This is a genomic window from Aeromonas sp. s7(2024) (genome assembly GCF_040907825.1).
Taxonomy (GTDB): Bacteria; Pseudomonadota; Gammaproteobacteria; order Enterobacterales; family Aeromonadaceae; genus Aeromonas; species Aeromonas veronii.
This window is the reverse complement of record NZ_JBFOCM010000004.1, coordinates 72,314-98,827: the sequence shown is the minus strand read 5'-3', so window position 1 is coordinate 98,827 and position 26,514 is coordinate 72,314. Positions and strand designations below refer to the sequence as shown.

At 61.2% G+C, this 26,514-nt stretch carries 27 protein-coding genes; 12 read left to right on the top strand and 15 right to left on the bottom strand.

What is annotated here, in order from left to right; genetic code table 11:
- Positions 1-192 precede the first annotated feature (192 nt).
- Both AB5Y73_RS00495 and AB5Y73_RS00490 read right to left on the bottom strand, forming a co-directional pair.
- Positions 193-1,773, bottom strand: coding sequence for a DUF3369 domain-containing protein (locus AB5Y73_RS00495; protein WP_107682740.1), 1,581 nt, complete (start codon positions 1,771-1,773; stop codon positions 193-195).
- Between the two features lie 109 nt (positions 1,774-1,882).
- Entirely contained in the window at positions 1,883-2,764 is an 882-nt protein-coding gene (locus AB5Y73_RS00490) for a LysR family transcriptional regulator (RefSeq protein WP_107682739.1), read from the bottom strand.
- 157 nt (positions 2,765-2,921) lie between these two features.
- On the opposite strand from AB5Y73_RS00490, the gene AB5Y73_RS00485 reads away from it, so the two are divergent.
- Both AB5Y73_RS00485 and AB5Y73_RS00480 read left to right on the top strand, forming a co-directional pair.
- Complete coding sequence (locus AB5Y73_RS00485) at positions 2,922-3,308, top strand: multidrug efflux SMR transporter (protein ID WP_139474088.1); 387 nt, start codon at positions 2,922-2,924, stop codon at positions 3,306-3,308.
- Positions 3,305-3,625 carry an SMR family transporter gene (locus tag AB5Y73_RS00480; RefSeq protein WP_005335659.1) on the top strand — a complete coding sequence of 107 codons (321 nt, stop codon included), beginning with the start codon at positions 3,305-3,307 and terminating at the stop codon, positions 3,623-3,625. Before AB5Y73_RS00485 ends, AB5Y73_RS00480 begins: the two co-directional genes overlap by 4 nt.
- Before the next feature lie 78 nt (positions 3,626-3,703).
- Here the strand turns inward: AB5Y73_RS00480 and AB5Y73_RS00475 are convergent, their stop codons facing one another.
- The 3 genes from AB5Y73_RS00475 to hrpB all read right to left on the bottom strand — a co-directional run bounded on the left by AB5Y73_RS00475 (position 3,704) and on the right by hrpB (position 9,004).
- Entirely contained in the window at positions 3,704-4,105 is a 402-nt protein-coding gene (locus tag AB5Y73_RS00475) for a VOC family protein (RefSeq protein WP_181497083.1), read from the bottom strand.
- A 59-nt stretch (positions 4,106-4,164) separates the two neighbouring features.
- Positions 4,165-6,483, bottom strand: a complete 2,319-nt coding sequence (gene mrcB / locus AB5Y73_RS00470; RefSeq protein ID WP_181497084.1) for a penicillin-binding protein 1B — start codon at positions 6,481-6,483, stop codon at positions 4,165-4,167.
- Between the two features lie 73 nt (positions 6,484-6,556).
- Positions 6,557-9,004, bottom strand: coding sequence for an ATP-dependent helicase HrpB (gene hrpB / locus AB5Y73_RS00465; RefSeq protein WP_181497085.1), 2,448 nt, complete (start codon positions 9,002-9,004; stop codon positions 6,557-6,559).
- A gap of 178 nt (positions 9,005-9,182) precedes the next feature.
- On the opposite strand from hrpB, the gene thpR reads away from it, so the two are divergent.
- The 9 genes from thpR to AB5Y73_RS00420 all read left to right on the top strand — a co-directional run bounded on the left by thpR (position 9,183) and on the right by AB5Y73_RS00420 (position 17,664).
- Positions 9,183-9,725, top strand: coding sequence for an RNA 2',3'-cyclic phosphodiesterase (thpR, locus tag AB5Y73_RS00460; protein WP_107682735.1), 543 nt, complete (start codon positions 9,183-9,185; stop codon positions 9,723-9,725).
- Complete coding sequence (gene sfsA, locus AB5Y73_RS00455; protein WP_107682734.1) at positions 9,722-10,465, top strand: DNA/RNA nuclease SfsA; 744 nt, start codon at positions 9,722-9,724, stop codon at positions 10,463-10,465. Before thpR ends, sfsA begins: the two co-directional genes overlap by 4 nt.
- Positions 10,466-10,584: 119 nt before the next feature.
- Positions 10,585-11,034: an RNA polymerase-binding protein DksA gene (gene dksA, locus AB5Y73_RS00450; protein ID WP_005335644.1), complete on the top strand. Its 450-nt coding sequence runs from the start codon at positions 10,585-10,587 to the stop codon at positions 11,032-11,034.
- 111 nt (positions 11,035-11,145) lie between these two features.
- Positions 11,146-12,054: a tRNA glutamyl-Q(34) synthetase GluQRS gene (gene gluQRS / locus AB5Y73_RS00445; protein WP_118854600.1), complete on the top strand. Its 909-nt coding sequence runs from the start codon at positions 11,146-11,148 to the stop codon at positions 12,052-12,054.
- A gap of 255 nt (positions 12,055-12,309) precedes the next feature.
- Complete coding sequence (pcnB, locus tag AB5Y73_RS00440; protein WP_118854601.1) at positions 12,310-13,776, top strand: polynucleotide adenylyltransferase PcnB; 1,467 nt, start codon at positions 12,310-12,312, stop codon at positions 13,774-13,776.
- A gap of 11 nt (positions 13,777-13,787) precedes the next feature.
- The gene (gene folK, locus AB5Y73_RS00435; protein ID WP_181497720.1) at positions 13,788-14,297 is read left to right on the top strand and encodes a 2-amino-4-hydroxy-6-hydroxymethyldihydropteridine diphosphokinase; all 510 of its coding nucleotides are present in this window, start codon (positions 13,788-13,790) and stop codon (positions 14,295-14,297) included.
- The gene (panB, locus tag AB5Y73_RS00430) at positions 14,294-15,088 is read left to right on the top strand and encodes a 3-methyl-2-oxobutanoate hydroxymethyltransferase (RefSeq protein ID WP_042063124.1); all 795 of its coding nucleotides are present in this window, start codon (positions 14,294-14,296) and stop codon (positions 15,086-15,088) included. Before folK ends, panB begins: the two co-directional genes overlap by 4 nt.
- Before the next feature lie 201 nt (positions 15,089-15,289).
- Entirely contained in the window at positions 15,290-16,144 is an 855-nt protein-coding gene (panC, locus tag AB5Y73_RS00425; RefSeq protein WP_107682731.1) for a pantoate--beta-alanine ligase, read from the top strand.
- A gap of 152 nt (positions 16,145-16,296) precedes the next feature.
- Positions 16,297-17,664, top strand: coding sequence for a cation:dicarboxylase symporter family transporter (locus AB5Y73_RS00420; RefSeq protein WP_341535955.1), 1,368 nt, complete (start codon positions 16,297-16,299; stop codon positions 17,662-17,664).
- 65 nt (positions 17,665-17,729) lie between these two features.
- On the opposite strand, the gene AB5Y73_RS00415 is transcribed toward AB5Y73_RS00420, so the two are convergent.
- The 8 genes from AB5Y73_RS00415 to hpt all read right to left on the bottom strand — a co-directional run bounded on the left by AB5Y73_RS00415 (position 17,730) and on the right by hpt (position 23,491).
- The gene (locus AB5Y73_RS00415) at positions 17,730-18,257 is read right to left on the bottom strand and encodes a rhodanese-like domain-containing protein (RefSeq protein ID WP_107682729.1); all 528 of its coding nucleotides are present in this window, start codon (positions 18,255-18,257) and stop codon (positions 17,730-17,732) included.
- 4 nt (positions 18,258-18,261) lie between these two features.
- Complete coding sequence (locus tag AB5Y73_RS00410) at positions 18,262-18,699, bottom strand: MauE/DoxX family redox-associated membrane protein (protein WP_107682728.1); 438 nt, start codon at positions 18,697-18,699, stop codon at positions 18,262-18,264.
- A complete protein-coding gene (locus AB5Y73_RS00405; protein ID WP_107682727.1) occupies positions 18,696-19,004 on the bottom strand; it encodes a DUF3343 domain-containing protein in 309 nt (102 codons plus the stop codon). The genes AB5Y73_RS00410 and AB5Y73_RS00405 overlap by 4 nt, the downstream gene beginning before the upstream one ends.
- Entirely contained in the window at positions 19,001-19,783 is a 783-nt protein-coding gene (locus AB5Y73_RS00400; RefSeq protein ID WP_107682726.1) for an acyl-CoA dehydratase activase, read from the bottom strand. Before AB5Y73_RS00400 ends, AB5Y73_RS00405 begins: the two co-directional genes overlap by 4 nt.
- Before the next feature lie 9 nt (positions 19,784-19,792).
- Positions 19,793-20,944 carry a double-cubane-cluster-containing anaerobic reductase gene (locus tag AB5Y73_RS00395; RefSeq protein WP_107682725.1) on the bottom strand — a complete coding sequence of 384 codons (1,152 nt, stop codon included), beginning with the start codon at positions 20,942-20,944 and terminating at the stop codon, positions 19,793-19,795.
- Positions 20,945-21,161: 217 nt separating this feature from the next.
- Positions 21,162-21,935 (bottom strand): ABC transporter permease, encoded by a 774-nt coding sequence (locus AB5Y73_RS00390; RefSeq protein WP_005362866.1) that lies wholly within the window; start codon positions 21,933-21,935, stop codon positions 21,162-21,164.
- Positions 21,932-22,849, bottom strand: a complete 918-nt coding sequence (locus AB5Y73_RS00385) for an ABC transporter ATP-binding protein (RefSeq protein ID WP_100652864.1) — start codon at positions 22,847-22,849, stop codon at positions 21,932-21,934. The genes AB5Y73_RS00390 and AB5Y73_RS00385 overlap by 4 nt, the downstream gene beginning before the upstream one ends.
- A 111-nt stretch (positions 22,850-22,960) precedes the next feature.
- Positions 22,961-23,491, bottom strand: a complete 531-nt coding sequence (hpt, locus tag AB5Y73_RS00380) for a hypoxanthine phosphoribosyltransferase (protein WP_005362861.1) — start codon at positions 23,489-23,491, stop codon at positions 22,961-22,963.
- A gap of 201 nt (positions 23,492-23,692) precedes the next feature.
- Here hpt and AB5Y73_RS00375 point away from each other — a divergent pair, with 201 nt between their 5' ends.
- Complete coding sequence (locus tag AB5Y73_RS00375; protein ID WP_042079938.1) at positions 23,693-24,307, top strand: TetR/AcrR family transcriptional regulator; 615 nt, start codon at positions 23,693-23,695, stop codon at positions 24,305-24,307.
- A gap of 72 nt (positions 24,308-24,379) precedes the next feature.
- On the opposite strand, the gene AB5Y73_RS00370 is transcribed toward AB5Y73_RS00375, so the two are convergent.
- Entirely contained in the window at positions 24,380-24,991 is a 612-nt protein-coding gene (locus AB5Y73_RS00370; RefSeq protein WP_107682724.1) for a flavin prenyltransferase UbiX, read from the bottom strand.
- On the bottom strand, positions 24,988-26,358 hold the full coding sequence (mpl, locus tag AB5Y73_RS00365; RefSeq protein ID WP_107682723.1) for a UDP-N-acetylmuramate:L-alanyl-gamma-D-glutamyl-meso-diaminopimelate ligase: 1,371 nt from the start codon (positions 26,356-26,358) through the stop codon (positions 24,988-24,990). Before mpl ends, AB5Y73_RS00370 begins: the two co-directional genes overlap by 4 nt.
- Between the last annotated feature and the right edge of the window lie 156 nt (positions 26,359-26,514).

Sequence of the window (26,514 nt, the reverse complement as noted above, 5' to 3'; positions counted from 1 at the left end):
AGGTTTGCAGGCCGATATTATAGCGATGTGATGTTAAATGACCATATTTCAGCGGATATCGCTAACAAAGAAGGAGGATGTTTCCTGTTTGCGGCGCGTTGATGTGTGCGGGATGCAACAAAACGGCTGTTTTGATGCCCTGCCGGTGAGCAAGGTCACCGGCAGAGCATGTGGAGTTGCGAGCAAAGAGGGTCAGAGCGAGTAGGGGAGTCTCGATTCGTTGACCAGTCGCGACAGGGCTGTCACTACATGAGGGTCAAACTGGGTGCCGGAGCGGGACTGGATATACTCCATGGTCTGCGTCAGCGTCCAGGGCTCCTTGTAGGGGCGCTTGCTGAGCAGGGCATCGAATACATCGACTACCGCCACAATCCGCGCCGACAGCGGGATCTGCTGACCAGCCAGCTGCTGCGGGTAGCCCTTGCCATCGAAGTGCTCATGGTGGCCCCGAGCGATTTCGGCGCCGAGAGAGAGGTAGCTGGTTCCCTCCACCATTTCACCCGCCTTGTGCAGGATATTGGCGCCGATACCGGCGTGCTGCTCCATGATGGCCCGCTCTTCCGGGTCGAAACGCCCCGGCTTGTGCAGGATATGGTCCGGGGTGCCCACCTTGCCCACATCGTGCAGGATGGAGGCCATGCCGATCATCTCGACAAACTCCGGGGTCAGCTGCTCAGGATAGGCCGCCATCTTCTTCAATTCGGCCACGATGGCATCCGAGAGCTTCTGTACCCGCAAGACATGCTCGCCGGTATCGGAGTCGCGGAACTCCGCCAGCGCCGCCAGCGCCACCACGGTGGCCTCCTGGGCGCGCAGCAATTGGTTGTAGAGATAGAGGTTGTCGTAGGCCGCCGAGATGCGCTGGCAGAAGACATCCAGCAGATCGCACTCGAGGGGATCGAGAGGCTGGGTCGGGGTAAAACTCAGCACGAACTCGCGACCATTCTGGGCGGCGATATAGAGGGAGTCCTGCGGGTGTTCAAAGCGGTTGCAGCGCGCCGCCAGTGCCTTCATGACCGAGTCATTGAGGGTGGGGAAGTCGGTGATCTTGCCATCATCCAGCAGAGTCTCGTAGTCGCCGGTGGCGGCGAGGATCTCCAGCCCCTGTTCGCCAGGACGGCGCTCGGCACAGATAGCCCCTTCGGTGCCCACATCAAGAATGGCGCTGATCTGTTTCAGCACGCCGGAGGCAAACTCCTTGAGTGAATGAAGATGGTAGAGATCGCCCGCTCCTTCCAGAATTTTGCCGAGCCCCTGACGGCTCTTGTCGATGGCACTGAGGGTTTCGTATGAACGCAGGGATGCGATGACAGTAGTGTAGAGCTTTTGTACCGTCAGCTCGGTCTTGGTCTTGTAGTCATTGATGTCGTAATCGAGGATCACCCGCTGCTCGGGGGCTTGGCCGGGTTGGCCGGTACGCAGCACGATCCGTACCAGCGAGTTGTGCATTTCGTTGCGGATCCGGTGCACCAGCCGCAGACCTGCGTCTTCGGTCTCCATCACCACATCGAGCAGGATCAGCGCAATCCTGGGATTGGCCTCCAGCATGCGGCCAGCTTCGGCGCCGCTGTAGGCATTGAGCAGCTCCAGCGGACGGGATTTGTAGTGAATGTTGGAGAGGGCCAGGCGGGTGGCATGATGGATATCCGGCTCATCATCCACGATCAGCACTTGCCATGGGTTGAGTGCCTTGGGGACCACGACCTCCTCATCATCGAGTTCGATGATGTCGTCGTCCAGCAAGATATCGTCCTTGTCTTGGGCACTGCTCATATCGGTTACGCCTCCGGCGCTCAATGAGTATGTGAACAGTATGCACGATCACATCCGCTCGGATCATCAGGATAAGTAGATATCGTGAGCTGGCTCCGCCTCTTTATCGCTACTCGAAAGGTTCCAGATACCCCTGGATCGACTTCTTCAACCAGGCCAACACCTTGCCGTGATAGGCGTTTTCCGCCAGATAGACCCCGTAATCCCGCCACTGCAGGCTGAACTTGTGTTTCAGGGTCAGCAGGGAGCCTTGTCGCAGCTGGCTCTGGATCAGTGGCGAGGGGAGCACCGCCCAGCCCAGTCCGTCCAGCACCGCATTGCGCATCAACTCGAAGCTGGAGAGACCAATATGCTGGCCTCCCACAGGTAGCAGGCTTTTTACAGAAAATTCATCTACATACGAGAGGGTAACCTGGGTATGATCGGTCAGATCCTGCTGTTTGACCCGCTTCAGTCCGGCCAGCGGATGGCTGGGAGCCACCACCATCAGGGTGCGGATCGGGTTGAGCACGTCGATATTGAGGCCGCTGCGTTCCTGATCCTCGGTGATAAGGCCAAAGGCGGCATCGACGAATCCCTCTTCCACCAGCGCCGGCAGTTCAGGCGGAGAGGCAAGCACCAGCGAGATACTGGTGCCGGGAAACTGATTGTGCAGGCTGGTCAGCATCTCGCGCCACACCGGCTCGGGAATCGCGTCATCGCGGGCAACCCGCAGCGCCACTTCGGCCCCCGAGGCGTAATGTTTGCACTTCTGCTGCAGGCTGTTGGCTGCCTGTAGCAGGCGAGTGCAATCATCAAGCACCAGCTCGCCGATCTCGGTCAGGCGACTCTGATTGGCGCCTCGTTCAAAAAGTTCGACGCCAAGCTCAACTTCCAGCGCCGCGATGGCGGTGCTGACGGCGCTGCGGCTTTTGCCGAGGCGACGGGCGGTGTTGGCAATAGAGCCGCTATTGGCTGACTCTACAAAGAGTTCTATCTGATATAGCTTCATCTTTTACAGGCCATGACGGATTTTTCACCATCACCTTAGCGTGCCGAACCAAGGCAAGGCAAACCTGTAGCGTCGGGATAATCGACGCTGAGCGATTGTCGTGAGTTGCGTCTCCCCGTTTACCATCTCTCCCGTCGAAGCAACAAAGGCATCTTATATGTTATTAAGTCGTATGTTTCTGGCCCGGCTGTTTTTGACCGGCGCCATCGTGACCGAGGTCGCCGGTACCTCCAGCATGGCCATGATCCCCGAGCAGGGGGCTGGCTGGATGAATTACATCCCGATGTGGCTGTTGATCGGTTTCTCGTACTGGTTGCTGGCGAAAGCCGCCAAAACAATCTCCATTGGTATTGCGTTTGCGCTCTGGGAGGGGCTCGGGATCACCTTGATCACCATAGTGTCGGTCATGTTCCTCGGTTACGATGTGACCGTTCAGGAGCTGATTGGCCTGGCTCTCGCGATAGTGGGGATTGTTATGGTGACCATGGGGGAGACCCATGATGAGCCCGTAGACAAGTCAGTAGAAGCGGAGGCCACAGCATGAGTCCGTTTGTCATAGTGCTGGGCGCAGCCCTGATCGATATCGGCGCCAACATGGCTATCAACCGCTCCAAAGGCTTTCGTTACAAGGGGTGGGGCTTCCTGGGGATCATGCTGGTACTCGGCGCCTTTACCTTGCTCTCGGAAGCGGTAAGTGGCGGCCAGATTGACCTGGCTGTTGCCTACGCCACCTGGGGGGCTATCGGCATTGTCGGTACGGCGCTGGGCGGTTTGCTCTTCTTCGGTGAGCGGCTCAAGCCCATCGGCTGGGCTGGCATGATGGTGATGGCGCTGGCTGTCGTTATGCTGACTACCGCCTGATAACCTGAAGCAATAAGAAAAGCCGCCCGGTCGCAACCGGGCGGCTTTTGTTTGGCTGATTGCTTGGTCGATGCAGGCTCAGCGCGGCGCTTCGTAGAGCTCCAGCGGCAGACCGTCCGGGTCGGCGAAGAAGGTAAAGCGCTTGCCGGTCAGTTCATCCACCCGCACTGGCTCAACATCGACTCGATGGGCATGCAGATGGGCGATGACGCGGTCAAGGTCGCTGACCCGAAAGGCGAGATGGCGCAGGCCGCACGCCTCGGGGTGGGAGGGGCGCTCGGAAGGCGAGGGGAAGCTGAACAGCTCCAGCTGGCTGCCGTCCGGCAGGGCCAGATCCAGTTTCCACGACTGGCGCGCCTCGCGCAGGGTCTCGGCGATGATGGGCAGCCCCAGTACCTCGTGATAGAAGTGGCGCGATCGCTGGTAATCGCTGGCGATAATGGCAATGTGGTGAATAGCCTCAAACAACGGCTGGCTCATGATGACTCCTTGTAAGCAGGCTGGGGAGAGGGGCCGCCCGTGCAGCCCCTCTCGCGATGTCAGTTGAAGAATCCACCGAACCACTCATCCAGGGCACTGCGTGGCGTCGTACTGCCGGCACAGCTGGTCGGGGAGCCCATAGTCGAGGTCTTGGCCGGTACCTGCAGGCTGCCCGGGCAGTCGCTGGTGACGCGGGTGCCGCTGGCACGGGAGAAGTTGGCCCAGGTGATCCCTTCCGGCATCTTCAGCCCCAGGCTGTTGACGCCTCGCTGGCTCATGTAGCCGCTAAAGAGCTGCAGTGCCCCGCTTGCGCCGGTCAAGCCCGCCGGGGTGTTGTCGTCGCGCCCGACCCAGATACTGACCAGCTCGTTGTTGTCCATCCCGGTAAACCAGGAGTCGCGCAGCTCGTTGGTGGTGCCGGTCTTGGCTGCCATGGTGGCGCCGGGGAACTTGGCACTGAGGGCGCGGGCCGTGCCCTGACTCACCGTCTTGGTCATGGCGAACAGGGTCAGCCAGCTTGCTTGCTGGTCGGTGACCCGCTTGGCGGTCTGATCATGCTGATAGAGCAGGCTGCCATCCCCGTTGACTACGGCGCGAATGGCCGACAGCGGCTGGGTCAGTCCCTGATTGGCGATGGGCAGATACATCTGGTTCACCTCCAGCGGCGAGAGGGCCACTGCCCCCAGCACCAGCGACGGATAGGGCTGGATCTCCTGCTGGACTCCCAGCTTGTGCAGGGTGTCGACTACCTTCTCCAGCCCCACCTGCAGACCCAGATTGACGGTCGGTACGTTGAGGGAGCTAGCCAGCGCATCCATCAGCGGCACGCTCTGGCGGAACTTGCGATCGTAGTTTTGCGGTGTCCAGACCTGACCATCCTGACCGCGAATGCGGATCGGCTGATCTTTGAGCGGGGTCGCCAGGGTCAGACCGTTTGAGAGACCGGTAAGGTAGACCGCCGGTTTCACCAGCGAGCCGATCTGGCGGCGGGCATCCAGCGCCCGGTTGAACCCGGCGTAACGGGGATCGCGACCACCCACCAGCGCGACGACTTCGCCCTTGTGCCAGTCGGAGACCACCATGGCCGCCTCCAGCTTCTTCTTGCCGCGCAGTTTCTCGATATCGGCGAGGCCCGATTCGACCGCCCGCTCGGCCGCGTGCTGGGCGATGGGGTCGAGGCTGGTGAAGATCTTGAGGCCGGACTGCTTGAGCAGATCGGCACCGAAGCGGCTCTGGATCTCTCGCTTGAGTAGTCCCATGAAGGCCGGGGTGCGGCCATAACTCATCTGGCCGCGAGCGATGATGCCGAGGGGCTGACGGCTGGCCAGTTCATACTCGGCTTGGGTCAGGCTGCCGTGATCCATCAGCAGCTTCAGCACCAGATCACGGCGGGTCTTGGCCCGCTCCGGGAAGCGCCATGGGTCGTAATAGGAGGGGCCTTTCACCAGACCGACCAGCAGGGCGACCTGATCGATATCCAGCTCGTTGACCGGAATGCCGAAGTAAAAGTAGGAGGCGAGGCCGAAACCGTAGACCCCTTGCGAGAAGTTTTGCCCCAGATAGACCTCGTTGAGGTAGGACTCCAGGATCTCGTCCTTGCTGTAGCGATAGTCGATCAGCACCGCCATATAGGCTTCCTGCAGTTTTCGCCACAGGCTGCGTTCACGGGTCAGGAAGAAGTTCTTGGCCAGCTGCTGGGTGAGGGTACTGCCCCCCTGCACGGTACGACCCGCGATCAGGTTGGCGAACATGGCGCGCATGATGGCCACCGGCGAGACGCCGCCATGCTGGTAGAAGTCGCGATCTTCGGTGGTGAGCAGGGTCACCAGCAGGCTGTCGGGCACTTCGGCGATACGCACCAGCAGGCGATCTTCCCGATCTTCGGTATTGAGGCGATCGAGCAGCACCGGGTCCATCTGGGCGTAACCGAGCTGGCGCTGGTTCTCCAGCGACTGGATCCCCTCAAGGCGCGGGCCGTTGAAGGTGAGGCGCAGGCCGCGGGCACCATCGGCGCCGTCATAGAACTCGAACGGACGGCGAATCAGCTCGATGCGGTTGCCGTTGATGGTGTATTCACCCGGCGTGTGAGGCTGGCGCACCTGCTTGTAGCTCAGCATGTTGAGCTCGCGCAGCATCTGGTCCCGCGACAGGCGTTGGCTGGGGTAGAGCTCCAGCGGGCGGCTATAGACCATCACCGGCAGCTGCCACTTCTCGCCATCGAAGCGCTCGCGCACCTTGGTATCGAGGTAGATGCCAAACACCACCATAAAGGCCGCCACCACCAGGGAGAGCTTGAAGCCAAGCCAGAACAGCTTGCGCCAGATGGTGCGTTTGGGCGCTGCCTTCTTGGGGGCACGCTTGCGTCGTTGGGTTGCCATAAATCCTCTTTGCTTTCCTTTCTACTTGTTATGTCGCATTCGCGAACGTTCGAGCGGGATTAACCCGCCGAACTTAGATGCCCATCTTCTTTTTGGTGACCTTGGTCGGCATAGCCTCCAGCGGATTATCCGGCCAGTAGTGGCGGGGATAGCGCCCCTTCATCTCTTTCTTCACCTGTTCGTAGGAGCCAGCCCAAAAGGCGGCCAGATCGGCGGTGATCTGCAGCGGTCGCTGGGCGGGGGAGAGCAGCTCCACCACCAGCGGTACCCGGCCATCGGCCACGCAGGGGGTCGAACCTTGCCCGAACATCTCCTGAATACGCACCGGGATTACCGGTGCCTGCCCCGGCTGATAGCGGATCCGCACCCGGCTGCCGGTCGGTGCCGCAAAGTGGCTCGGCAGCGCCTCGTCCAGCCGTTTGGGCAACGGCCAGGGCAGGGATTGGCGCAGGATGTCGCTCATATTGAGCCTCTTCAGCTGCTCCAGCCGGGTCATGCCGCTCACCGCTGGCAGCAGCCACTGTTCTAGGTCGGCCAGCAGGCTGTCGTCATCCATCGCGGGCCACTCCTCATCAGGCAGCCACTCACGGGCGCAGCGCAGACGGGCCAGCAGCCCTTCGCTGCTCTCGTCCCACGGCAGCACATGCAGCCCCTTGCGGCGAATGCCTTGTAGCAGGCAGCGTCCTTTCTGCTCGTCAGAGAGTTCGGTCAGCGGTCGCTGGTTCAGCACCAGCTCGCCGATCACCTGCTGGCGCTCGGCGCGCACCCGCTCTTCCCGCTCATCCCAGTCGAACCACTGCCGTTCGCTCACCAGCTCCGGCAGCAGGCGTACCAGCTCGTCCAGATCGACCGGTTCGGCGATAAAAATGCGGCTACCGCGCTCGTTCTGCCCCATCTCGATAGCGATGAGGGCTGCTTGTCCCTGACAGGGATGACCTTCTACCAGATCGCAGCTCACCCCACCACTGAGTTGATAGCGACTGCCGCTGCGCAGTTTGCCGATGCGATCCGGCCAGGCGAGGGCACAGAGCAGCCCCAGCCACTGACCCTGTGCATTGGCAGGGCGTGCGCCAAGCCGCTCAAACCAGCGGGCCGCCCCCTGACGCAGGGCGTTTTGACGGCGGTGGAACAGCACAGAGAGGCGCTCCGATCCTCGCAGATCTTCTTCCTGCAACGCCACTAGATATGCGGCATCGGCGACAATCCCTGTCAGACCCTCGGACTCCAGCTCGCGGGCACGCAGCAGCATGCGGGCGAGACGAGGGTGGGTACCGAAGGCCGCCATGGCACGGCCAGCGGGAGTGAGTTGTTGCTCACCCTCCGGCTTCATGGCGCCAAGAGCCACCAGCAGCCGCTGGGCGCTGGCCACCGCGGCGGCTGGGGGCATGTCCAGCAGCGGCAGATCTTCCACCTTTGCCCCCCACTGGGCGGCGTCCAGCAGCAGGCCGGTCAGCTCCTGAGTGAGGATGTCTGGCGGGCTCTGCTCGGCGAGCCGCTCCTGCACCTCGCTGCTCCAGAGCCGGTAGCAGATACCGGGGCCGAGGCGACCGGCGCGACCGGCCCGCTGGGTGGCGGAGGATTTGGCTATCTGGCGAGTCTCCAGTCGGGTGACACCGCTTTTCAGATCATAGGAGGCCCGTCGTTCCAGCCCGCTGTCGATAACGACAGAGACGCCTTCGATGGTGAGCGAGGTCTCCGCCACATTGGTGGTAAGCACCAGCTTACGGCGGCCGGCAGGCGCCGGTTCGATGGCCGCTTGCTGTGCCGCCATGTCGAGGCGGCCGTAGAGGGGGGCGAGGGTCACGTCGTCCGGCAGTTTGTCTGCCAACCATTGCGCCAGTCGCTCGATCTCACCCTGTCCCGGCAGAAAGACCAGCAGGCTGCCATCTTGAGCGGCCAGCGCTTCGAGCACCACGGCGCCAACTTGCGGTTCCAGCCACTGCTGGCGATTGGCGGGGCGGTAGTGATAGTCGATGGGAAAACCACGCCCCTCGGAGCGAACCACTGGGGCATCCGGCAACAAGGTCTCGAGTGCCATGCCATCCAGGGTTGCGGACATCACCAGTAGCTTGAGGTCATCGCGTAATCCCTGCTGGCTCTCGATGGCGAAGGCCAGCGCGGTATCGGCGTGCAGGCTGCGTTCGTGGAACTCATCGAAGATGACCAGCGAGACGCCATTCAGCTCCGGGTCTTGCTGCAACATCCGGGTCAGCACCCCTTCGGTGACGATCTCTAGCCGGGTCGCTGAGCTGGTGCGGCTCTCGCCACGCACTCGCAGGCCGATGCGCTCGCCCACCTTCTCCCCTAGCTGGCGCGCCAGAAAGCTGGCGATATTGCGCGCCGCGAGGCGCCTTGGCTCCAGCATGATGATGCGGCCGGGCAGCCGGTTCTGACGCACCAGCTCCAGCGGCAGCAGGGTCGATTTGCCCGCGCCGGGCGGCGCCTGCAGGATCACGCTGGTGTGGCTGTCGAGGGCGGCAAAGAGTTCGGGTAATACCGAAACGATGGGGAGCTGGGACAAAGTGATGAGCACCTTCTGTGGCAACCGGTAAAACGGCGCCTATTCTGCCACAGCCACCCGCGCCACCGTGAGTGGATGTGCGGATATGGCCACTCGGGCGGGAGGCTGGCGAGACATGGCCGGATGGCTGCCATAGAATGGGCCCATCCAATGAGCGTGAAAAAGGCATTATCACCACATGGCCAAACTCTTCTTTGCCCTGCCCGTCAAGGAGCTCGCCCCCGAGCTCATCGCCTGGCGCGATCAGCTGCCTTGGCCCGGTCAGCCGGTGCCGCAAGCCAACCTTCATCTGACCCTCGCCTTTCTGGGGGAGGCGGACGAGTTGACCACCCGCCGCCTGATCGCCGCCGTAGAGCGCCAGCACTGTCCGCCGCTCACCATCAGGCTGGATGAGACCGGCTGGTTCAGCCGGGCCAAGGCGGCCTGGATTGGCCCGAAGGAGTGGCCCAATGAGCTGACCGTGCTGGCGAAGGCGCTGCGCCGCCACGGCGAGAAGTTGCGTCTTGGCAATGGCGAGCAGGGTTATCGACCCCATGTCACCCTGTCGCGCAAGGCGGGTGAGGCTCCGGCCATCCTGCCAGCCCCAAATTTTCTGCTGCAGGCCGATGAGTTCTGCCTCTATCAATCCATCTCGACTCCGGACGGGGTGCGCTACGAGCCGCTTGCCTGCTGGCCGCTGCGCGCCCGGGTAAAAGAAGATGCGCGGAGGGCTAACCCGTGATTTTTGATCCCCCCCTGCAATCGGGCCAGCTGCTGGCCCGCTACAAGCGCTTTCTGACCGATGTGCAACTCGATAACGGCGAGGTCATCACTATCCACTGCGCCAATACCGGTGCCATGACCGGTTGTGCCGATCCGGGCACCCGGGTCTGGTACTCCACCTCTGATAACCCCAAGCGCAAGCTGCCCAACAGCTGGGAGATCGCCGAGAGCCCGGCGGGCCACTTTATCTGCGTCAACACGGCGCGCGCCAACCAGATCGCCCGGGAGTTGATCGAGCAGGAGGCTATCGCTCCGCTGGCGGGTTACAGTCGGTTGCGCACCGAGGTGAAGTATGGCGAAGAGAACAGTCGCATCGATCTGTTGCTGGAAGATGATGAGAAGGGCAATTGTTACATCGAGGTAAAATCGGTCACCCTGCTCGACGAACGTGAAGATCCGGGTATGGGCTACTTCCCCGATGCGGTCACCGCCCGTGGTGCCAAGCATTTGCGCGAGTTGATGGCGATGAAAGCGGCGGGCCACAGGGCCGTGCTGCTCTTTATGGTGCTGCACTCCGGAATAAGCCGGATGCGCCCTGCAACCCATATAGATCCGCACTATAGTCTGCTAATTGAGCAGGCAATCGCGGCGGGGGTTGAAATTTTATGCTATCGGCCCCATGTTGGGGTGCAAGGCATGGTGGCTCAAGGGTTTATCCCGTTTGAATCTGGTCACCTGTTACCCGAGGGGAGTGCATAAATATTGGAGTGGGTAACATTATTGGTACGGCTCGTTTGCTTACCCGTTACCCTTCTGCTATAGATGTCGCCCTCAATTTATGGATGGCACGGGTAGCGTGCTGAATTAGGAGACAGGGCATGCCAACAGGCGAAAACAGGAAATCTCTGGGCCCCCTGGCCATTGCGGGTGTCGCGCCTTACCAGGAAAAGCCGGGTGAGGAGTACATGAATGACCAACAAAAGGCGCATTTTCGCAAGATCCTGGGTGCCTGGCGCAACCAACTGATGCAGGAAGTTGATCGTACCGTCGACCATATGAAAGACGAGGCTGCCAACTTCCCGGATCCCGTGGATCGTGCCGCGCAAGAAGAAGAGTTCGCTCTTGAACTGCGTACCCGCGACCGTGAACGCAAGCTGATCAAGAAGATCGAGAAGACCTTGCAGCTGCTTGAAGACGATGATTTCGGTTACTGCGAACACTGCGGTATCGAGATCGGTATCCGTCGTCTGGAAGCCCGTCCGACTGCCGACCTCTGTGTCGATTGCAAGACGCTGGCCGAGATCAAGGAAAAACAGATGGCCGGTTGATCCCGACCCTCTGGTATATGAAAAAGGGAGCTCGCGGGCTCCCTTTTTTATTGAGCTTTTGGCGGTCGCGCCCCAGAATGCAGCCTCAATGAATCGCTTACCCGAACAGTCATGCCAGTGAATTTCCCGTCCTCACCCCTTGTGCGCCCCTATGTCGGCCGCTTTGCCCCCTCACCCTCAGGCCCGCTTCATTTCGGTTCGCTGATCGCCGCCCTCGGCAGCTTTTTGCAGGCCAGAGCGCAGCAGGGGCGCTGGCTGGTTCGCATCGAAGATATCGATCCGCCGCGGGAAATGGCGGGGGCAGCGCACCTGATCCTCAAAACCCTTGAGGCATATGGCCTCGAGTGGGATGGGGAGGTGATGTTCCAGAGCGCGCGCCATAGTCGTTATGACGAGATCATCGACCAGCTCTATCGGGCGGGGGATCTCTACTGGTGCCGCTGCACCCGGCGAGAAATCATGGCCGCGGGCGGTCTCTACAGCGGCCACTGCCGCACCCTCGGGCTTGCGGCCGAAGGTTGCGCCGCCCGGCTGCGCCAGCACCATCCGGTCTACCACTTCGACGATCGCTTGCAGGGCCATATCGCGGTCCCGGCGGCGCTTGCCGAGGAGGATTTTATTATCCGCCGCCGCGACGGGCTTTACGCCTACAACCTGGCAGTGGTGGTGGATGATATGGACAGCGGCATCACCGAGATAGTGCGCGGTGCCGATCTGCTGGAGCCCACGGTGCGCCAGATTGCCCTCTACCAGACCCTGGGGGCGCCGGTGCCCGACTGGGTGCACCTGCCGCTGGCGGTACTGGCCGATGGCAACAAGCTCTCCAAGCAGAACCATGCGCCTGCTCTGGCGCTCGATGAGGTGCGACCCGCCCTGTGGCAGGCGCTGCACTTCCTCGGCCAGTGCCCGCCGCCCGAGCTGATGGCAAGCCGGATCGACGAGATCATCGAATGGGGCATCGCCAACTGGCAGCTAGAACGGGTGCCCGCCAGCGAGAAAATCCCGCTGGACCTTGAGTAAAAAGAGCCGGTTTTCGTGTAATAAGGCGTGAGCTGGGCGCTGATAGACCGCTATTTTCGCTGGCAGACGGTTTCATGCGGGATCAATTGTCAGCACGGTTTTTCATTTGGTCAGGTGTGAGCTATGTGCAGATTGACCGCTATTTTCGCTGGCAGACGGTTTCATGCGGGATCAATTGTCAGCACGGTTTTTCATTTGGTTAGGCGTGAGCTATGATAGGCCGCTATTTTTTGGCCTCCCGTCAATTTAGAAGTCATGAAGAGGTGTACCATTTTTTCCCAGATCGCAAACTTTTGCCGCAAGGTGCTCGGCAAGGAAGACGGCGAGCAGTCGGTGGAATCCCCCATTCCAGCCCGTGTCGCCGGTCAACGTCGTACCTTAAGCCGTGATCAGCACCCTATTTCGCGCAAAGAGATCAGCGAGAATGCACTCAAGGTGCTCTATCGCCTGAACAAAGGGGGCTATGAGGCCTACCTGGTCGGCGGCGGAGTCCGGGATCTGCTGCTCGGGAAGACGCCCAAGGATTTCGACATCGCAACCGATGCGACGCCGGAGCAGATCAAGGCGCTGTTCAGCAACTGCCGCCTGATTGGCCGTCGTTTCCGCCTGGCCCACATTGTCTTTGGTCGTGACGTGATCGAAGTGGCCACCTTCCGGGGTCACCACCATCAGGTCAATACCAGCAAACATGTGTCGGCCCAGTCTGATGAAGGCATGCTGCTGCGCGACAACGTCTACGGCACCATCGAAGAGGATGCCGAGCGCCGCGACTTTACCGTCAACGCCCTCTACTACAGCGCCAAGGATTTCACTCTGCACGATTTCGAAGGGGGTCTGGAAGATCTGGCCGAGCGCAAGCTTGAGCTGATCGGCGATCCCGAGACCCGTTATCGTGAAGATCCGGTGCGGATGCTGCGCGCCGTGCGCTTTGCCGCCAAGCTGGATATGACCATCAGTCCGCGTACCGCCGCCCCTATCAAGGAGCTGGCGCCACTGCTGCAAGACATACCGGCTGCCCGCCTGTTTGAGGAGACCCTCAAGCTGTTTCTGGCTGGCGACGGTCTGGCGACCTACAAACTGCTGCGCGAGTATGGCCTGTTCCAGCAGCTGTTCCCGCAAGTGGCGGCGCTGTTTACCCCGCACGGCAACTCGCCCTACGAGCAGTTTATCGAGCAGGCGCTGATCGATACCGACACCCGCGTCCGCGAAGATAAGCGCGTCACCCCCGCCTTCCTCTTCGCCACCCTGCTGTGGGGCTGCGTCGAGGCCCGTGGTCGGGTGCTGGAGAACGAGAGCGGCCTGCCCTGGTATGACGCCTTCATGCTGGCGATCAACGAGGTGCTGGACAATCAGGTGCGGATCATCGCCGTTCCCCGCCGTTTCACCACAGATGTCCGCGACATCTGGGCACTGCAACAGCGGCTGACCCGTCGTCAGGGCAAGCACCCCGAGCGCGCCATGGAGCATCCCAAGTTCCGCGCGGCGTTCGACTTCCTGTTGCTGCGCAACCGGGTCGAGCGCGGTCTCGGCGAGCTGGCCAGCTGGTGGGAGCGCTATGTTGCCTCCAATCCGGATGTGCGCCCGCAACTGCAACGGGAAGCGACCCGTCGCCCGGCAAGCGGTGAGCGCGGTGAGGTCCGTAGCCACGATGGCGAGAAGCGCAGCAGCAACAGCCGCAACCGTCGTCGTCCCCGTCGCCGCAAACCGAAAGTGGCCGAGTGACAACAGACGTGATGACCGAGGTCTTCATCGCCATTGGTTCCAACCTGTCTGATCCGCAGGGTCAGGCTCGTCGCGCCGTTGCCGCCTTGGCAAGGTTGCCGGAATCTGTGCTGGTGGAGGCCTCGTCGTTTTACAGCAGCCGCCCCATGGGGCCTGCTGACCAACCGGACTACGTCAATGCCGTGGCCCGGCTCAATACCCGGCTCGCGCCCCTTGCGCTGCTGGATCAATTACAAAAAATCGAGCTGGAACAGGGACGTGTGCGCAAAGATGAGCGGTGGGGGCCGAGAACTCTGGATCTCGATCTGCTGCTCTATGGGGATCAGGTGATCAACCATGAGCGCCTGATCGTACCCCACTACGGCATGAAGGAGCGGGAGTTCGTGCTGCTGCCCCTTGCCGAAATTGCGCCTGCTCTGGTGCTGCCCTGCGGCACCCCGCTCGCCCGACTGGTTGCCCGCTGCCCGCACAATGATTTGGCCATCATTGCCCCGCGTGCAGACGTACAGGAGCCTCTATGAGCAAGATCACCACCGCCAGCCTGCTGAAGATGAAGCAGGACGGTCAAAAGTTCACCGCCATCACCGCCTATGATGCCACCTTTGCCAAGCTGTTCGACGACGAGGGGGCCCACGTGCTGCTCATCGGCGATTCACTGGGCATGGTGCTGCAAGGGGGTCAGGATACCCTGGCGGTCAACATGGATGAGATGGTCTATCACACCCGCTGTGTGGCGCGCGGTGCCAGCAAGGCACTGGTGGTCGCCGACATGCCGTTCATGAGCTACGCCACCCCCGAGCAGACTTACCAGAACGCCGCCCGCCTGATGGCGGCCGGTGCCCGCATGGTCAAGATGGAAGGGGGCGACTGGCTGTGTGACTCCATCCGCCACCTCACCCGCAACGGGGTGCCGGTGTGTGGTCACCTCGGTCTCACTCCGCAATCCGTTCATGTCTTTGGCGGCTTCAAGGTGCAGGGGCGCGATGAGTTTCAGGCGCAGGAGATCTACCGTCAGGCCCTCGAACTGCAAGCGGCCGGTATCCAGCTGCTGGTGCTCGAGTGTGTGCCCACTGCGCTGGCCGAGCGCATCACCAAGGCGCTTCGCATCCCGGTGATCGGCATTGGTGCCGGCCCCGCGACCGATGGTCAGATTTTGGTGATGCACGATGCCTTTGGCGTCACCTCCGGCTATGTCCCCAAGTTCACCAAGAACTTCCTGGCCGAGACCGGCGATGTGCGTGCCGCCATCCGCCTCTATGTCCAGCAGGTGAGCGAGGGGAGCTTCCCCGGCCCGGAGCACTGCTTCAACTGATCCTGGCGGTTGCATGATGGGGGCTGCGGCCCCCGTCTCTGCTTGTCAGCCTCGCACAGTTAATCTGTATAGCTAATCCGTATCTTATTGATTCATCTAAAGGTGAACTGCTGATAGCCATGTTCGTGCCCCATCCCGCCCGAGCGCTATTTGTGGATGCAACCCGTCTCTCTTTTTGATTTATCGGAAGGTGAACTGCTGATGTTGGTCGTAAATAATCCCGTCGTTCTGCGTGAGCAGATCAGCCAATGGCGCCGTGAAGGGCGTGCCATTGCATTCGTGCCCACCATGGGTAACCTGCATCAGGGCCACCTGACGCTGGTGAAAGAGGCGCACAGCCACGCCGAGAAGGTGGTGGTCAGCATCTTCGTCAACCCGATGCAGTTCGACAAGGCTGAGGATCTCGCCAACTATCCGCGCACTCTGGAGCAGGATTGCGCTGCGCTGGAAGCGGCCGGTGTCGATATGGTGTTCACCCCGACCCCGGAGATCATGTATCCGCAGGGGCTGGCGAGCCAGACCTTCGTCGAGGTGCCGGGTCTCTCCAATCTGCTGGAGGGAGCGCTGCGCCCGGGTCACTTCCGTGGTGTCAGTACCGTCGTCACCAAGCTGTTCAATCTGGTACAGCCGGATGTGGCCTGCTTTGGCCAGAAGGATTACCAGCAGCTGGCGCTTATTCGCAAGATGGTGGCCGATATGGCGATGCCCATCGAGATCGTCGGCGTGCCTACCGTGCGGGCCGAAGACGGGCTGGCGCTCTCTTCGCGCAACGGTTATCTGACGGCCGCCGAGCGTGCCATTGCCCCCGAGCTGGCGCGCACCATGAACTGGATCGCCGAGCAGATTGAAGCGGGTGACCACCACCTGCCCTCCTTGGTGGTGCAGGCCAGCCAACGCCTCGACAATGCCGGTTTTCGTACCGATGCCATCGACATCGTCGATGCCGCCACCCTCGAATCTGCCACTGACGAGAGCGCGCAGCTGGTGATCCTGATGGCTGCCTATCTTGGCAAGGCCCGCCTTATCGACAACCGCGTCGTCACCGTAAAGAAGTAATTCCCCCGATTGCCAGCGGACGCCTTCCCGGGCGTCCGCTGCTTTTTCACGCCTGCACTCTCCTGCATCCCGGCGTTTTGTTCTGCGGCCCTGCCCGCATCCCCCTTTGTTTCAATCCACTTTCGGCCTGATGGCCGCTACAGGTATTCATGATGTTTGTCCTGATTGCATCGCTTGTTTTCTGTCTGCTCTGTTTTGCTCTCACCCGGTTGCCCACCGGGTTGCCGCTCTCGCGCAAGGTGCTTGCGGGTCTGCTGTTTGGCGCCCTGTTTGGGCTGGCTCTGCAACTGGGGTGGGGCGCCGATGATGCCGGCGTCCAGCAGACCCTGGAGTGGGTCAATATCATCGGCGGCGGCTATGTCAGCCTGCTCAAGGTGGTAATGATGCCGCTGGTGTTCACCTCGATCCTCTCCGCCATCAACAAGCTGGAGCAGGCCCAGTCCCTCGGCAAGATCAGCGCCGTGCTGATCGGCTCCATGTTGACCCTGGTGATGATCGCCGGTGTGGTGGGGATGACGGTGACCCATCTGAGCGGTCTCACTGCCGAGGGGCTGCTGAGCCACGGCAGCGACACGGCTGCGCTGCAACAGAGCATGAGCACCATCGACAGTGCCCAGACCCTGCCGGCCCTGCTGCTCTCGCTGGTGCCCACCAACTTTGCCGCCGATATGGCGGGTAGCCGCGGCCTCTCGGTGATCGGCGTGGTGATCTTCACCGTGCTGGCCGGGGTTGCCCTGCTGCAGTTGAAGGCGGAGCATCCAGAGGCTGGTGCTCGCGCCGCCGTCGCCATCGACACCTTGCAACTGTGGGTGATGAAGATAGTGCGGGTGGTGATTGCGCTCACCCCCTATGGCGTGATGGCGCTGATCGCCCGGGTGGTGGCTCACTATCCCCTGAGCGAGATCCTCAGCCTGCTCGGCTTTATTCTGGTCTGCTACGTCGCCATTCTGGCGATGTTTGCGGTACACATGGTGATCCTGCTGCTGATCGGTCAGAACCCGCTGCACTATCTGCGGGAAGTGTGGGGCGTGCTCACCTTCGCCTTTATCTCCCGCAGCAGCGCGGCTTCCATTCCGCTCAGCATCGAGACCCAGCAGCGTCTTGGCGTGCCCTCCAGCATCGCCAACTTTGCCGCCTCGTTCGGTGCCAACCTCGGCCAGAACGGCTGTGCCGGCATCTATCCGGCCATGATGGTGGCGATGATTGCCCCCATGCTCGGCATCAACCCGTTTGACCCGCTGTTCCTGCTGACTCTGCTGCCGGTGATTGCGCTGGGCTCCATCGGGGTGGCAGGCGTCGGCGGTGGTGGCACCTTCGCCGCGCTGATCGTGCTCTCTACCCTCAACTTCCCCATTGCGCTGGTGGGGGTGATGATCGCCATCGAGCCACTGGTGGACATGGGCCGTACCGCCCTCAACGTCAACGGCTCCATCATGGCGGCGATGATCACCAAGCGCCTGCTTGGCGAACAGGCGCAGAGTGATGTCGCGGAAGGCGAAGCGTCCCGAGTCGCCAGCTGACTGCCAGCATCGAAATGAGAGAAGCCCGCAGTTGCGGGCTTCTTTTTTTGGGGCGAAAGGTCGGGTTACTCGGCCGTGACGGGGTAGCCGGCCCCTTTCCAGGCGAAGATGCCGCCCGGCACCCGATAGACCTGTTGATAGCCCTGATTGACCGCCCAGGCGGCAGCATTGTGGCTGCGGCCGCACTTGACGAAGCCGCAGTAGATCACCACGGGGCGAGCTTTGTCTTCACCCAGCAGCGCCTGGAACTGCTCCGCCGTGCCGCTTCCCTCGACGATCTCGCTCCAGTTGTCACCAGCCTTGGCCTCCTTCACAAAGACGAAGTTCTTTGCGCCCGGGATGTGCTCCTTCTTGTAGGAGTCCTCATAGGGCATGGTGTCGATGATCACCAGCTCCTCGCCCTTGTCCATCCGGGTTTTCAGCTCGGCCACGGTCAGCAGCTGATAGCCCCCCTGCTGCGCCTCCTGTGCCAGCTGCACCGCCGACTGCTCCAGCTTCACTTCCTGCTCGAACTGGTTGTCGCCACAGCCTGTGAGGGCAAAGCTGGCGGCGATCAGCGAGGCCAGCAGGGTGCGGGATCGCAATGTCATCATGTCACTACTCCTTTGGAATGGAAAAAACGGGGCGGGAAGTTCGCAGCAGGGCGCCCGCAAGCGTCAGTAGCAGCAGATCCCGCACAATGGCCTCCGGCAGCGAGCTGAGATCAGCCCTGCCCAGACAGCCGCAAGAGATGTCGAGCCCGATGGTAACGCCATAGCCCAACACTGGAATAAACAGGGCGAGCAGCCCGATCATCAGCCACAATCCCCAGCGCCGGTTGGCGATGACAGCAAGCCCGGCGCAGAGCTCAAGGGCGATCAGCCCCCAGGCTGCGAACGGGATCAGCGGCGGCCAGATCAGGCCAAAGGCGCCGATCTGATCGATGAACAGGGCGGGGGAGACCAGCTTGAACCCGGCGGAGGCGAGGAAGAATCCCCCCAACGCCAGATTGGCCAGCATGCGCAGATAAACGGCCATGGGATAGATCTTTATCATCCATGACTCCGACTGCCAGCCACAGGCGTTTGCTTCGCCATGTCCGGGCTATCGGCCGGGTAGCGTGCCAGCTCCTGATAGTCGCCGTCCGCTTCGCAGCGAAAGACGGCGGCGGTTTCGCCGCGCTGGCACCACTGTTGCCACTCGTCTGGCAGACAGTGGAGACGAATGGCGAGGCCACAGCCGGCGCTGAGCAGGCGAGGCACGTCGCAGACCCGAAACTGCTGGCCATGTTGCTCCAGCCGCTTGCGCAGTCTGACTGTGCCGAGGGTGGAGTGGAACAGGTAGAGAAACTCCTGATTCATGATTTGCCTCCCGTGCTGGCGCGCGCGCCGAACAGGGCGGCCCCCAGCGCACCGGCAAACTGGGCATCCGGGTGGGTGGCTACTTCGCAGCCCAACCCTTCGGCCAGATAGTGGCGGAAGGTGGCACAGTGGCTGACGCCGCCGGTAAAGAGCACGCTCGGTCTGGCGCCGAGGCGGCCGATAAAGTTGGCGCTGCGCCGTGCCATGGAGCGGACGATGCCGGCCAGGATCGACTCGGCTGGAATGCCCGCCGAGCGCAGGCTGATCGCCTCCGACTCGGCAAACACGGTACACATGCTGCTGATGTCGTGGGGCTCTGCGCCCTCCAACAGTTCGTCGAGCTGCTCGACCCGAGCCCCCAGAGTACGGGTGATCACCTCGAGAAAACGACCGGTGCCGGCGGCGCACTTGTCGTTCATCAGAAAGTCGGTGAGGTTGCCCTCGCCATCGAGCTGGATCACCTTGCTGTCCTGTCCGCCGATGTCGATGACGGTGTGTACCGATGGGCAGAGCAGGCGAGCCCCCAGCCCGTGGCAGGAGATCTCGGTAACCCGGCGATCGGCGAACGACGCCAGATCCCGGCCATAGCCGGTCAGGGTCAGGTGGGGGCGCTCTGGCAAATCGGCCGAGAGCTCCTCCCAGCCTTGCTCGATGGCAGCCAGCGGACGAAAGGGGGTCGGCACCAGATAACGGCGGACGATGCGTCCGCCATCCCGGTTGTCGAACAGGATCCCTTTGGTCGCGGTGGAGCCCGAGTCAATCCCGATGGAGAGTGACACGGCGCCTCCTTACAGCATTTCGATAAAGGCGGCCAGCCGGGTGGCCAGTTGTCCCTTGTCGGCGCTGGAGTAGTCGGTCTCGACCGCCATGTAGGGGATGCCGTGGCGTTCTCGTACGTGGCGCTTGATGGCCAGTGACTCCACCGCATAGGTGTGACAGGCCTGCAGGATCACATCGATCACCCCGTCCGCCTGATACTCCTCCACCATCTGGCTCAGCAACGCCATGCGCTGGTGGTTGGGGGAGATGCAGGAGCAGCCGATGGCCAGATACTTGTCGGTCAACGCATCGAACGGGTCACCCTGTTCGCTGACGCACTGCTCGGTCGCCTTGGCGCCGGTGCAGTTCTCGTAACCTACCACCCAGCCGCCGTGCTCCTCGATAAGGCGCACCACCTTGTCGGCGGCGCCGCCGATGGGGCAGCCGGTGATGAGGATGCGCGGACGGGCATCGAGCCGCTTGCCCTCGGCATACTCGGCCTTGATGCGGCGGGTCATCTCTTGCAGCTCGCTGATGAGCTGCTCCTTGTCGAAGCGGAAGGTGGCGCCATAGACCACCTTGAGCAGGTCGGTGCCGCTCAGTGCCGGGGGATTGAGCTGGCCCAGCCGGTAGAAGTCGGCCAGTGCGCGGCGTTCGCGGTTTTTCAGCACGATGGCCTCTCGCAGCGCCTGCTCGCTGATGGGCTGGCCAAACTGCTGTTCCAGTAGCTCCTTGAAGCGGACGATCTCGCTGCGCCACAGGGTGCGGGAGGCCTCGTCATCGGCGCGGTTGGGCAACTGCATCACGTGCACCGGTTTGAACTCGGCCATGTACTCGTACATCTTCTTTTTGCCGTCGCAGGTGGTCTCACCCACCACCAGATCGGAGAAGTAGAAGTAGGGGCATTTGTCGGTCTTGCCGAACCCGTAGCTGCTCTTGATCAGCGGGCAGAGGTTGCGGGGCAGATCTTTCTCGGCCTCCTCGATGGTCTCATCGCTGGTAGAGCAGAGCGATACCACCACGGCACCGGCGGCCATCGCCACCTCCTGCGGCATGAAGGTGCAGTAGGTACCAACCAGGGGGATCTGTCGCTCCTTGAGTGCCATCACAGCCAGAAAGCCCTGACGACGGGCATCTGAAAAACTCTCGAAAATGGCTGGCAACTCGGTGATCAGTGACATAAGCGATCCTGTCCTGCTGGGAAATGAGAGAGAGGAAGAGGCCGTCCATCACGGCTCTTCCAACCGCGGGAATTATACCTTTGGGGGTAATCCGAAAATTGCGGTGGATCACAAGGTGCCGGATAAAGCCTTAATAACAGGGAGGTTATCTGATGTGTGATGAAGATAGGAGGATGAGAATAAACAACGGGCACCGCGAGGTGCCCGTTGCATGTCATCAGTGACGCAGCCCGGTGCCGCGGGAGATAAGCCACCAGGCGATACCGTAGAGGGCCACGATAAAGCCGATGATGATGAGGTAGGCGGTGCCGAGCGGCACGTCGGAGATGCCGAGGAAGCCGTAACGGAACGCGTTCACCATGTAGATGATGGGGTTCACCTGGGAGACGCCCTGCCAGAAGGGGGGCAGCAGGCTGATGGAGTAGAACACCCCGCCCAGATAGGTGAGCGGCGTCAGCACGAAGGTGGGGATGATGCTGATGTCGTCGAAGGTCTTGGCAAACACCGCGTTGATAAGGCCACCCAGCGAGAAGAGGATGGCGGTCAGCAGCACGGTCACGCAGACGCTGAACAGATGGTGGATCTGCAGCGGCACGAAGAAGAGCGACACCAGGGTGACGATAAGGCCGACGCAGAGGCCGCGCGCCACGCCACCGCCCACGTAACCGGCGATGATGACGTAGTTGGGCACCGGTGCCACCAGCATCTCCTCGATATTGCGCTGGAACTTGGCGCTGAAGAAGGAGGAGGCAACGTTGGAGTAGGAATTGGTGATCACCGACATCATGATGAGGCCGGGCACGATGAACTCCATGTAAGTGAAACCGCCCATGTCACCGATGCGCGAACCGATCAGGTTGCCGAAGATGACGAAGTAGAGGCTCATGGTGATGGCCGGTGGCACCAGGGTCTGGATCCAGATGCGGGTAAAGCGGCTCACCTCCTTGGCCAGAATGCTCTTGAAGGCGATGTAGTAGATGGCCAGATTCATGCTTTTCTCCCCTCTTCGACCAGATTGACGAACAGCTCTTCCAGCCGGTTGGCCTTGTTGCGCATGCTCACGACCTGCACCTGCTGGTTCGACAGCTGCTCGAACAGGCTGTTGAGTGACTGGCTCTTGTCGAGATCCACCTCGAGGGTGCGCTCATCCTGCATGCGGCCGTTGAACTCTGGCACCTCAGGTACGGCAGAACCTGGCGCAAGGTCGAGCAGGAAGGTCTCGCGACCCAGCTTGCCCAGCAGATTCTTCATGCTGGTGTTCTCGATCAGACGCCCCTTGTCGATGATGCCGATGTTGCGGCAGAGCATCTCGGCCTCTTCCAGATAGTGGGTGGTGAGGATAATGGTGACACCCTGTTCGTTGAGATCCTTGAGAAAGGTCCACATGGAGCGGCGGATCTCGATATCGACCCCGGCGGTCGGTTCATCGAGGATCAGCAGTTTGGGCTCGTGCATCAGGGCGCGGGCGATCATCAGGCGACGCTTCATACCGCCGGAGAGGGTGCGGGCAGGCATGTCGCGCTTCTCCCACAGATCGAGCTGGCGCAGGTACTTCTCGGCGCGGATCTTGGCTTCCGCCTTGGGCACGCCGTAGAAACCGGCCTGATGGGTGACAATCTGGATCACCTTCTCGAACTGGCTGAAGTTGAACTCCTGCGGCACCAGTCCGAGCTGGGCCTTGGCCTGTTCGAGATCGCTGTCGATGTCGTAGCCAAATACCTTCACCTTGCCAGCGCTCTTGTTCACCAGCGAGCTGATGACGCCGATGGTGGTGGATTTGCCCGCGCCGTTCGGGCCTAGCAGGGCGAAGAAATCCCCCTGCCTGACGGTAAGATCGATGCCTTTAAGGGCTTCGACGCCCCCCTGATAGGTCTTTTTCAGGCCGCTGATTTCCAGTGCGTTCATTGCAACCTCTATGATGGTTGAATCCGGCTCGATACAGAAAAGGCGGCCAAGGCCGCCTGCACAGAGTAAAGGGCGCAAGGCCGCTTCACCCGTGATATTCCTGAACCTGGCTTACTCCTGGGGTACCACTTTGCCGATAAACGGCAGGTTGCGGTACTTCTGGGCATAGTCGATGCCACAGCCGACCACGAATTCGTCCGGAATGGCGAAGCCAATCCAGTCGACCGGCACCTGCACTTCGCGGCGGGAGGGTTTGTCCAGCAGGGTGCAGATGGCCAGGGATTTCGGCTCGCGCAGGGAGAGGATCTCGCGCACCTTGTTGAGGGTGTAACCGGTGTCGATGATGTCTTCCACGATCACCACATCCTTGCCCTTGATGTCGTCGTCCAGGTCTTTGAGGATGCGGACGTCACGGGTGCTGTGCATGCCGGAGCCGTAGCTGGAGGCGGTCATGAAGTCCAGGGTGATGGGCAGCTTGCACTGGCGGCAGAGGTCGGCCAGGAAGATGCAGGAACCGCGCAGCAGCGCAATCATCACGACTTCGTCAGAACCCTGATAGCGGGCGGTGATCTCTTCACCCAATTTGGCGATCCGGGCGGCTACTTCAGCCTCGGAGATCATCACCTCGACGGTGTGTTTCATCACTTACTCCCATAAGGCCAAAGGGGATTTGGCCGTTCATGAATATCAAAACCGATGATTCTACCACTCATGTTGAAGGGTGCTAGAGATACGTGGTGCTTTTATCGGCTTATTTTAATTGATAGAGTTAGCAGGCACTCAGGCATGATTAGTTAAAATACTATAAACACCATAATCAATAACTATTAGATGATAAAAACTATGGAACCACGCGCAGAAATAAGACGTCGTACCCGGCTGTCGCCGGAAGCTCGTCGCTCCCAATTGATGGAATGTGCCATCGAGGTGTTCTCCCGTCGCGGCATTGGCCGTGCAGGTCACGCCGAGATAGCCGAACAGGCCAAGGTCTCTGTGGCTACCGTCTTCAACTATTTCAACACCCGCGAGGAGTTGGTAGATGAGGTGCTGGCCGAGATCGAACGCTTTGTGAACCAGATGCTGTCGCAGGCATACGGTGACCAGGGCTCCATTTTCGACAAGATCCAGCGTCATGTACGCCTCTCTGTCGATGCCGCCTACGATCAACCGGATTATGCCGGTATCTGGCTGGAGTGGAGCTCATCGGTTCGGGAAGAGGTATGGCCCCGCTATACCCGGCTGCTCGATCACTGCCTTGAGCTGATCGCCAGCGAGCTGCAAACCGCCATGGATGCAGGGGAGATCACCAGCGTGCTGTCAGCACAGGATCTGGCCCGCTCTTTGACCGGTTTTGGCTATGTGATGATGCAGATGATCAATCAACCTCAGCGCCCGGCGCGCCAAGAGGTGACTGATTTCCTGTTCAAGTACGTGACGGCGCCAATTCAGGCTCGCTAACACGGCTTAACGAAAAAACGGCGTCACTCATTGAGTGGCGCCGTTTTTTTATGGCCGGATATGGCGGTCAGCTCAGTGGTGGCCATAGCCCCAGCGGTGGGTCAACTCATGCTCGACACCGAGATGATCGAGGATGCGGGCGACCATAAAGTCCACCAGATCGGCGATGCTTTTCGGCTCATGATAGAAACCGGGGGCGGCAGGCATGATGGTCACCCCGAGCCGCGCCAGTTTCAGCATGTTCTCCAGATGGATCGCCGAGAAGGGGGTTTCGCGGGGCACCAGGATCAGCTGGCCACGCTCCTTGAGCACCACATCCGCTGCCCGCTCCAGCAGGTTGTCCGAGGTGCCGTTGGCAATGGCCGAGACGGTGCCCATGGAGCAGGGGCAGACCACCATCTGTTTGGGCGCGGCCGAACCGGAGGCCACCGGCGAGAACCACTCCTCCTTGCCGCAGGCGACAATCTGCCCCTCCTTGGCGCCATATTGGCGACAGAGATAGGCAGAGAGCTCTTTCGGCGAGCCCGGCCAATCCTGCTGCTGCTCGGTCTTGAGTACCACACGAGCCGCCGAGGAGGCGAGCAGGTAGACCCGATAGTCCGCCTGCACCAGACACTGGAGCAGGCGCAGGGCGTAGGGGGCGCCGGAGGCGCCGGTCAGCGCCAGGGTGATCGCTTTGTTCATAGTTCGCCGTGGTAATCCTTGAGGCGGGCGATCAGCTTGTCATGAATGCCACCGAAGCCGCCGTTGCTCATGATCAGAATATGGTCGCCATCGCGGCTCTCGGCCACCAGCCGGTTGATCAGGGTCTCCAGATCATTGAATACCTTGGCCGGTCGGGTCATATGGGCGGTCACCTCGCCGAGATCCCAGCCGATGTTGGGCGGCTGGAAGAAGAACACCTCGTCGGCGCCATCGAAGCAGCCAGCCAGCTCCTCCTTGTGAACCCCCAGCTTCATGGTGTTGGAGCGCGGCTCCAGCACCGCCAGAATGCGGGCCTCGCCCACTTTGGCGCGCAGGCCGCCGAGGGTGGTCTCGATGGCGGTGGGGTGGTGGGCGAAGTCGTCATAGACGCTGATGCCCGCTACCTCACCCTTGAGCTCCATCCGCCGCTTGGGGGATTTGAATTGGCAGAGGGCGGCGATGCCATGCTCTACCATGACACCGGCGTGGCGGGCAGCGGCGATGGCCATCAGGCCATTGTTGACGTTGTGCTCGCCGATGCACTCCCAGTGCACCTCGCCCTGTTTTTCACCATCCAGCCACACCTCGAAGGCGGAGCCGTCATCGGCCAGCTTGACCGCCTGCCACTTGGCGTCGTCCTGACCTACCAGCTCCACTTCGCTCCAGCAGCCCATCTTGCGCACGGCGGTGAGGTTGTCATCGGCTTGCGGGAACAGCACTCGGCCGTTGCTCGGCACGGTGCGCATCAGGTGGTGGAACTGGCGCTGGATCGCGGCGAGATCCGGGAAGATGTCCGCGTGGTCGAACTCCAGATTGTTCATCACCAGGGTGCGCGGGTGGTAGTGGACGAACTTGGAGCGTTTGTCGAAGAAGGCGCAGTCATACTCGTCCGCTTCGATGACGAAGAAGGGGGCGGAGCCGAGACGGGCCGAGACCGGGAAGTTGCCCGGCACGCCGCCAATAAGGAAACCGGGCTCCAGTTTGGCGTACTCCAGCACCCAGGCCAGCATGCTGGCGGTGGTGGTCTTGCCGTGGGTGCCGGCTACGGCCAGCACCCAGCGATCTTGCAGCACGTGCTCCAGCAGCCACTGGGGGCCGGAGATGTAGGGCAGATTGCGGTCCAGCACATATTCAACACAGGGGTTGCCGCGGCTCATGGCGTTGCCAATCACCACCAGATCCGGCGCCGGATCGAGTTGGGAGGGGTCATAGCCTTCGGTCAGTTCGATGCCCTGTTGCTCGAGCTGGGTACTCATGGGGGGATAGACATTGGCATCCGAACCGGTTACCCGGTAACCAAGCTGTTTTGCCAACACCGCCAGACCACCCATAAAGGTGCCGCAGATCCCGAGAATGTGAATATGCATACCGCTTCCTTTCGCAGTAAAGGGAAGTGCGCATTCTAGGGGGTGTTGCGGTGGTGGCACAAGCCGCACTCATGGTGAGAGGCCCACAGATGCAGCACCGGAGGCAGAAATCTTGGCGCTGTTGGGATATGCGAGATTGGAATGGGCTGATGGGCT

Coding starts and splice junctions, on each gene's coding strand:
- AB5Y73_RS00495 (WP_107682740.1), bottom strand. CDS start 1,773: ATGAGCAGTGCCCAAGACAAGGACGATATCTTGCTGGACGACGACATC.
- AB5Y73_RS00490 (WP_107682739.1), bottom strand. CDS start 2,764: ATGAAGCTATATCAGATAGAACTCTTTGTAGAGTCAGCCAATAGCGGC.
- AB5Y73_RS00485 (WP_139474088.1), top strand. CDS start 2,922: ATGTTATTAAGTCGTATGTTTCTGGCCCGGCTGTTTTTGACCGGCGCC.
- AB5Y73_RS00480 (WP_005335659.1), top strand. CDS start 3,305: ATGAGTCCGTTTGTCATAGTGCTGGGCGCAGCCCTGATCGATATCGGC.
- AB5Y73_RS00475 (WP_181497083.1), bottom strand. CDS start 4,105: ATGAGCCAGCCGTTGTTTGAGGCTATTCACCACATTGCCATTATCGCC.
- mrcB (WP_181497084.1), bottom strand. CDS start 6,483: ATGGCAACCCAACGACGCAAGCGTGCCCCCAAGAAGGCAGCGCCCAAA.
- thpR (WP_107682735.1), top strand. CDS start 9,183: ATGGCCAAACTCTTCTTTGCCCTGCCCGTCAAGGAGCTCGCCCCCGAG.
- dksA (WP_005335644.1), top strand. CDS start 10,585: ATGCCAACAGGCGAAAACAGGAAATCTCTGGGCCCCCTGGCCATTGCG.
- gluQRS (WP_118854600.1), top strand. CDS start 11,146: ATGCCAGTGAATTTCCCGTCCTCACCCCTTGTGCGCCCCTATGTCGGC.
- pcnB (WP_118854601.1), top strand. CDS start 12,310: ATGAAGAGGTGTACCATTTTTTCCCAGATCGCAAACTTTTGCCGCAAG.
- folK (WP_181497720.1), top strand. CDS start 13,788: ATGACCGAGGTCTTCATCGCCATTGGTTCCAACCTGTCTGATCCGCAG.
- panB (WP_042063124.1), top strand. CDS start 14,294: ATGAGCAAGATCACCACCGCCAGCCTGCTGAAGATGAAGCAGGACGGT.
- panC (WP_107682731.1), top strand. CDS start 15,290: ATGTTGGTCGTAAATAATCCCGTCGTTCTGCGTGAGCAGATCAGCCAA.
- AB5Y73_RS00420 (WP_341535955.1), top strand. CDS start 16,297: ATGTTTGTCCTGATTGCATCGCTTGTTTTCTGTCTGCTCTGTTTTGCT.
- AB5Y73_RS00415 (WP_107682729.1), bottom strand. CDS start 18,257: ATGATGACATTGCGATCCCGCACCCTGCTGGCCTCGCTGATCGCCGCC.
- AB5Y73_RS00410 (WP_107682728.1), bottom strand. CDS start 18,699: ATGATAAAGATCTATCCCATGGCCGTTTATCTGCGCATGCTGGCCAAT.
- AB5Y73_RS00405 (WP_107682727.1), bottom strand. CDS start 19,004: ATGAATCAGGAGTTTCTCTACCTGTTCCACTCCACCCTCGGCACAGTC.
- AB5Y73_RS00395 (WP_107682725.1), bottom strand. CDS start 20,944: ATGTCACTGATCACCGAGTTGCCAGCCATTTTCGAGAGTTTTTCAGAT.
- AB5Y73_RS00390 (WP_005362866.1), bottom strand. CDS start 21,935: ATGAATCTGGCCATCTACTACATCGCCTTCAAGAGCATTCTGGCCAAG.
- AB5Y73_RS00385 (WP_100652864.1), bottom strand. CDS start 22,849: ATGAACGCACTGGAAATCAGCGGCCTGAAAAAGACCTATCAGGGGGGC.
- hpt (WP_005362861.1), bottom strand. CDS start 23,491: ATGAAACACACCGTCGAGGTGATGATCTCCGAGGCTGAAGTAGCCGCC.
- AB5Y73_RS00375 (WP_042079938.1), top strand. CDS start 23,693: ATGGAACCACGCGCAGAAATAAGACGTCGTACCCGGCTGTCGCCGGAA.
- AB5Y73_RS00370 (WP_107682724.1), bottom strand. CDS start 24,991: ATGAACAAAGCGATCACCCTGGCGCTGACCGGCGCCTCCGGCGCCCCC.
- mpl (WP_107682723.1), bottom strand. CDS start 26,358: ATGCATATTCACATTCTCGGGATCTGCGGCACCTTTATGGGTGGTCTG.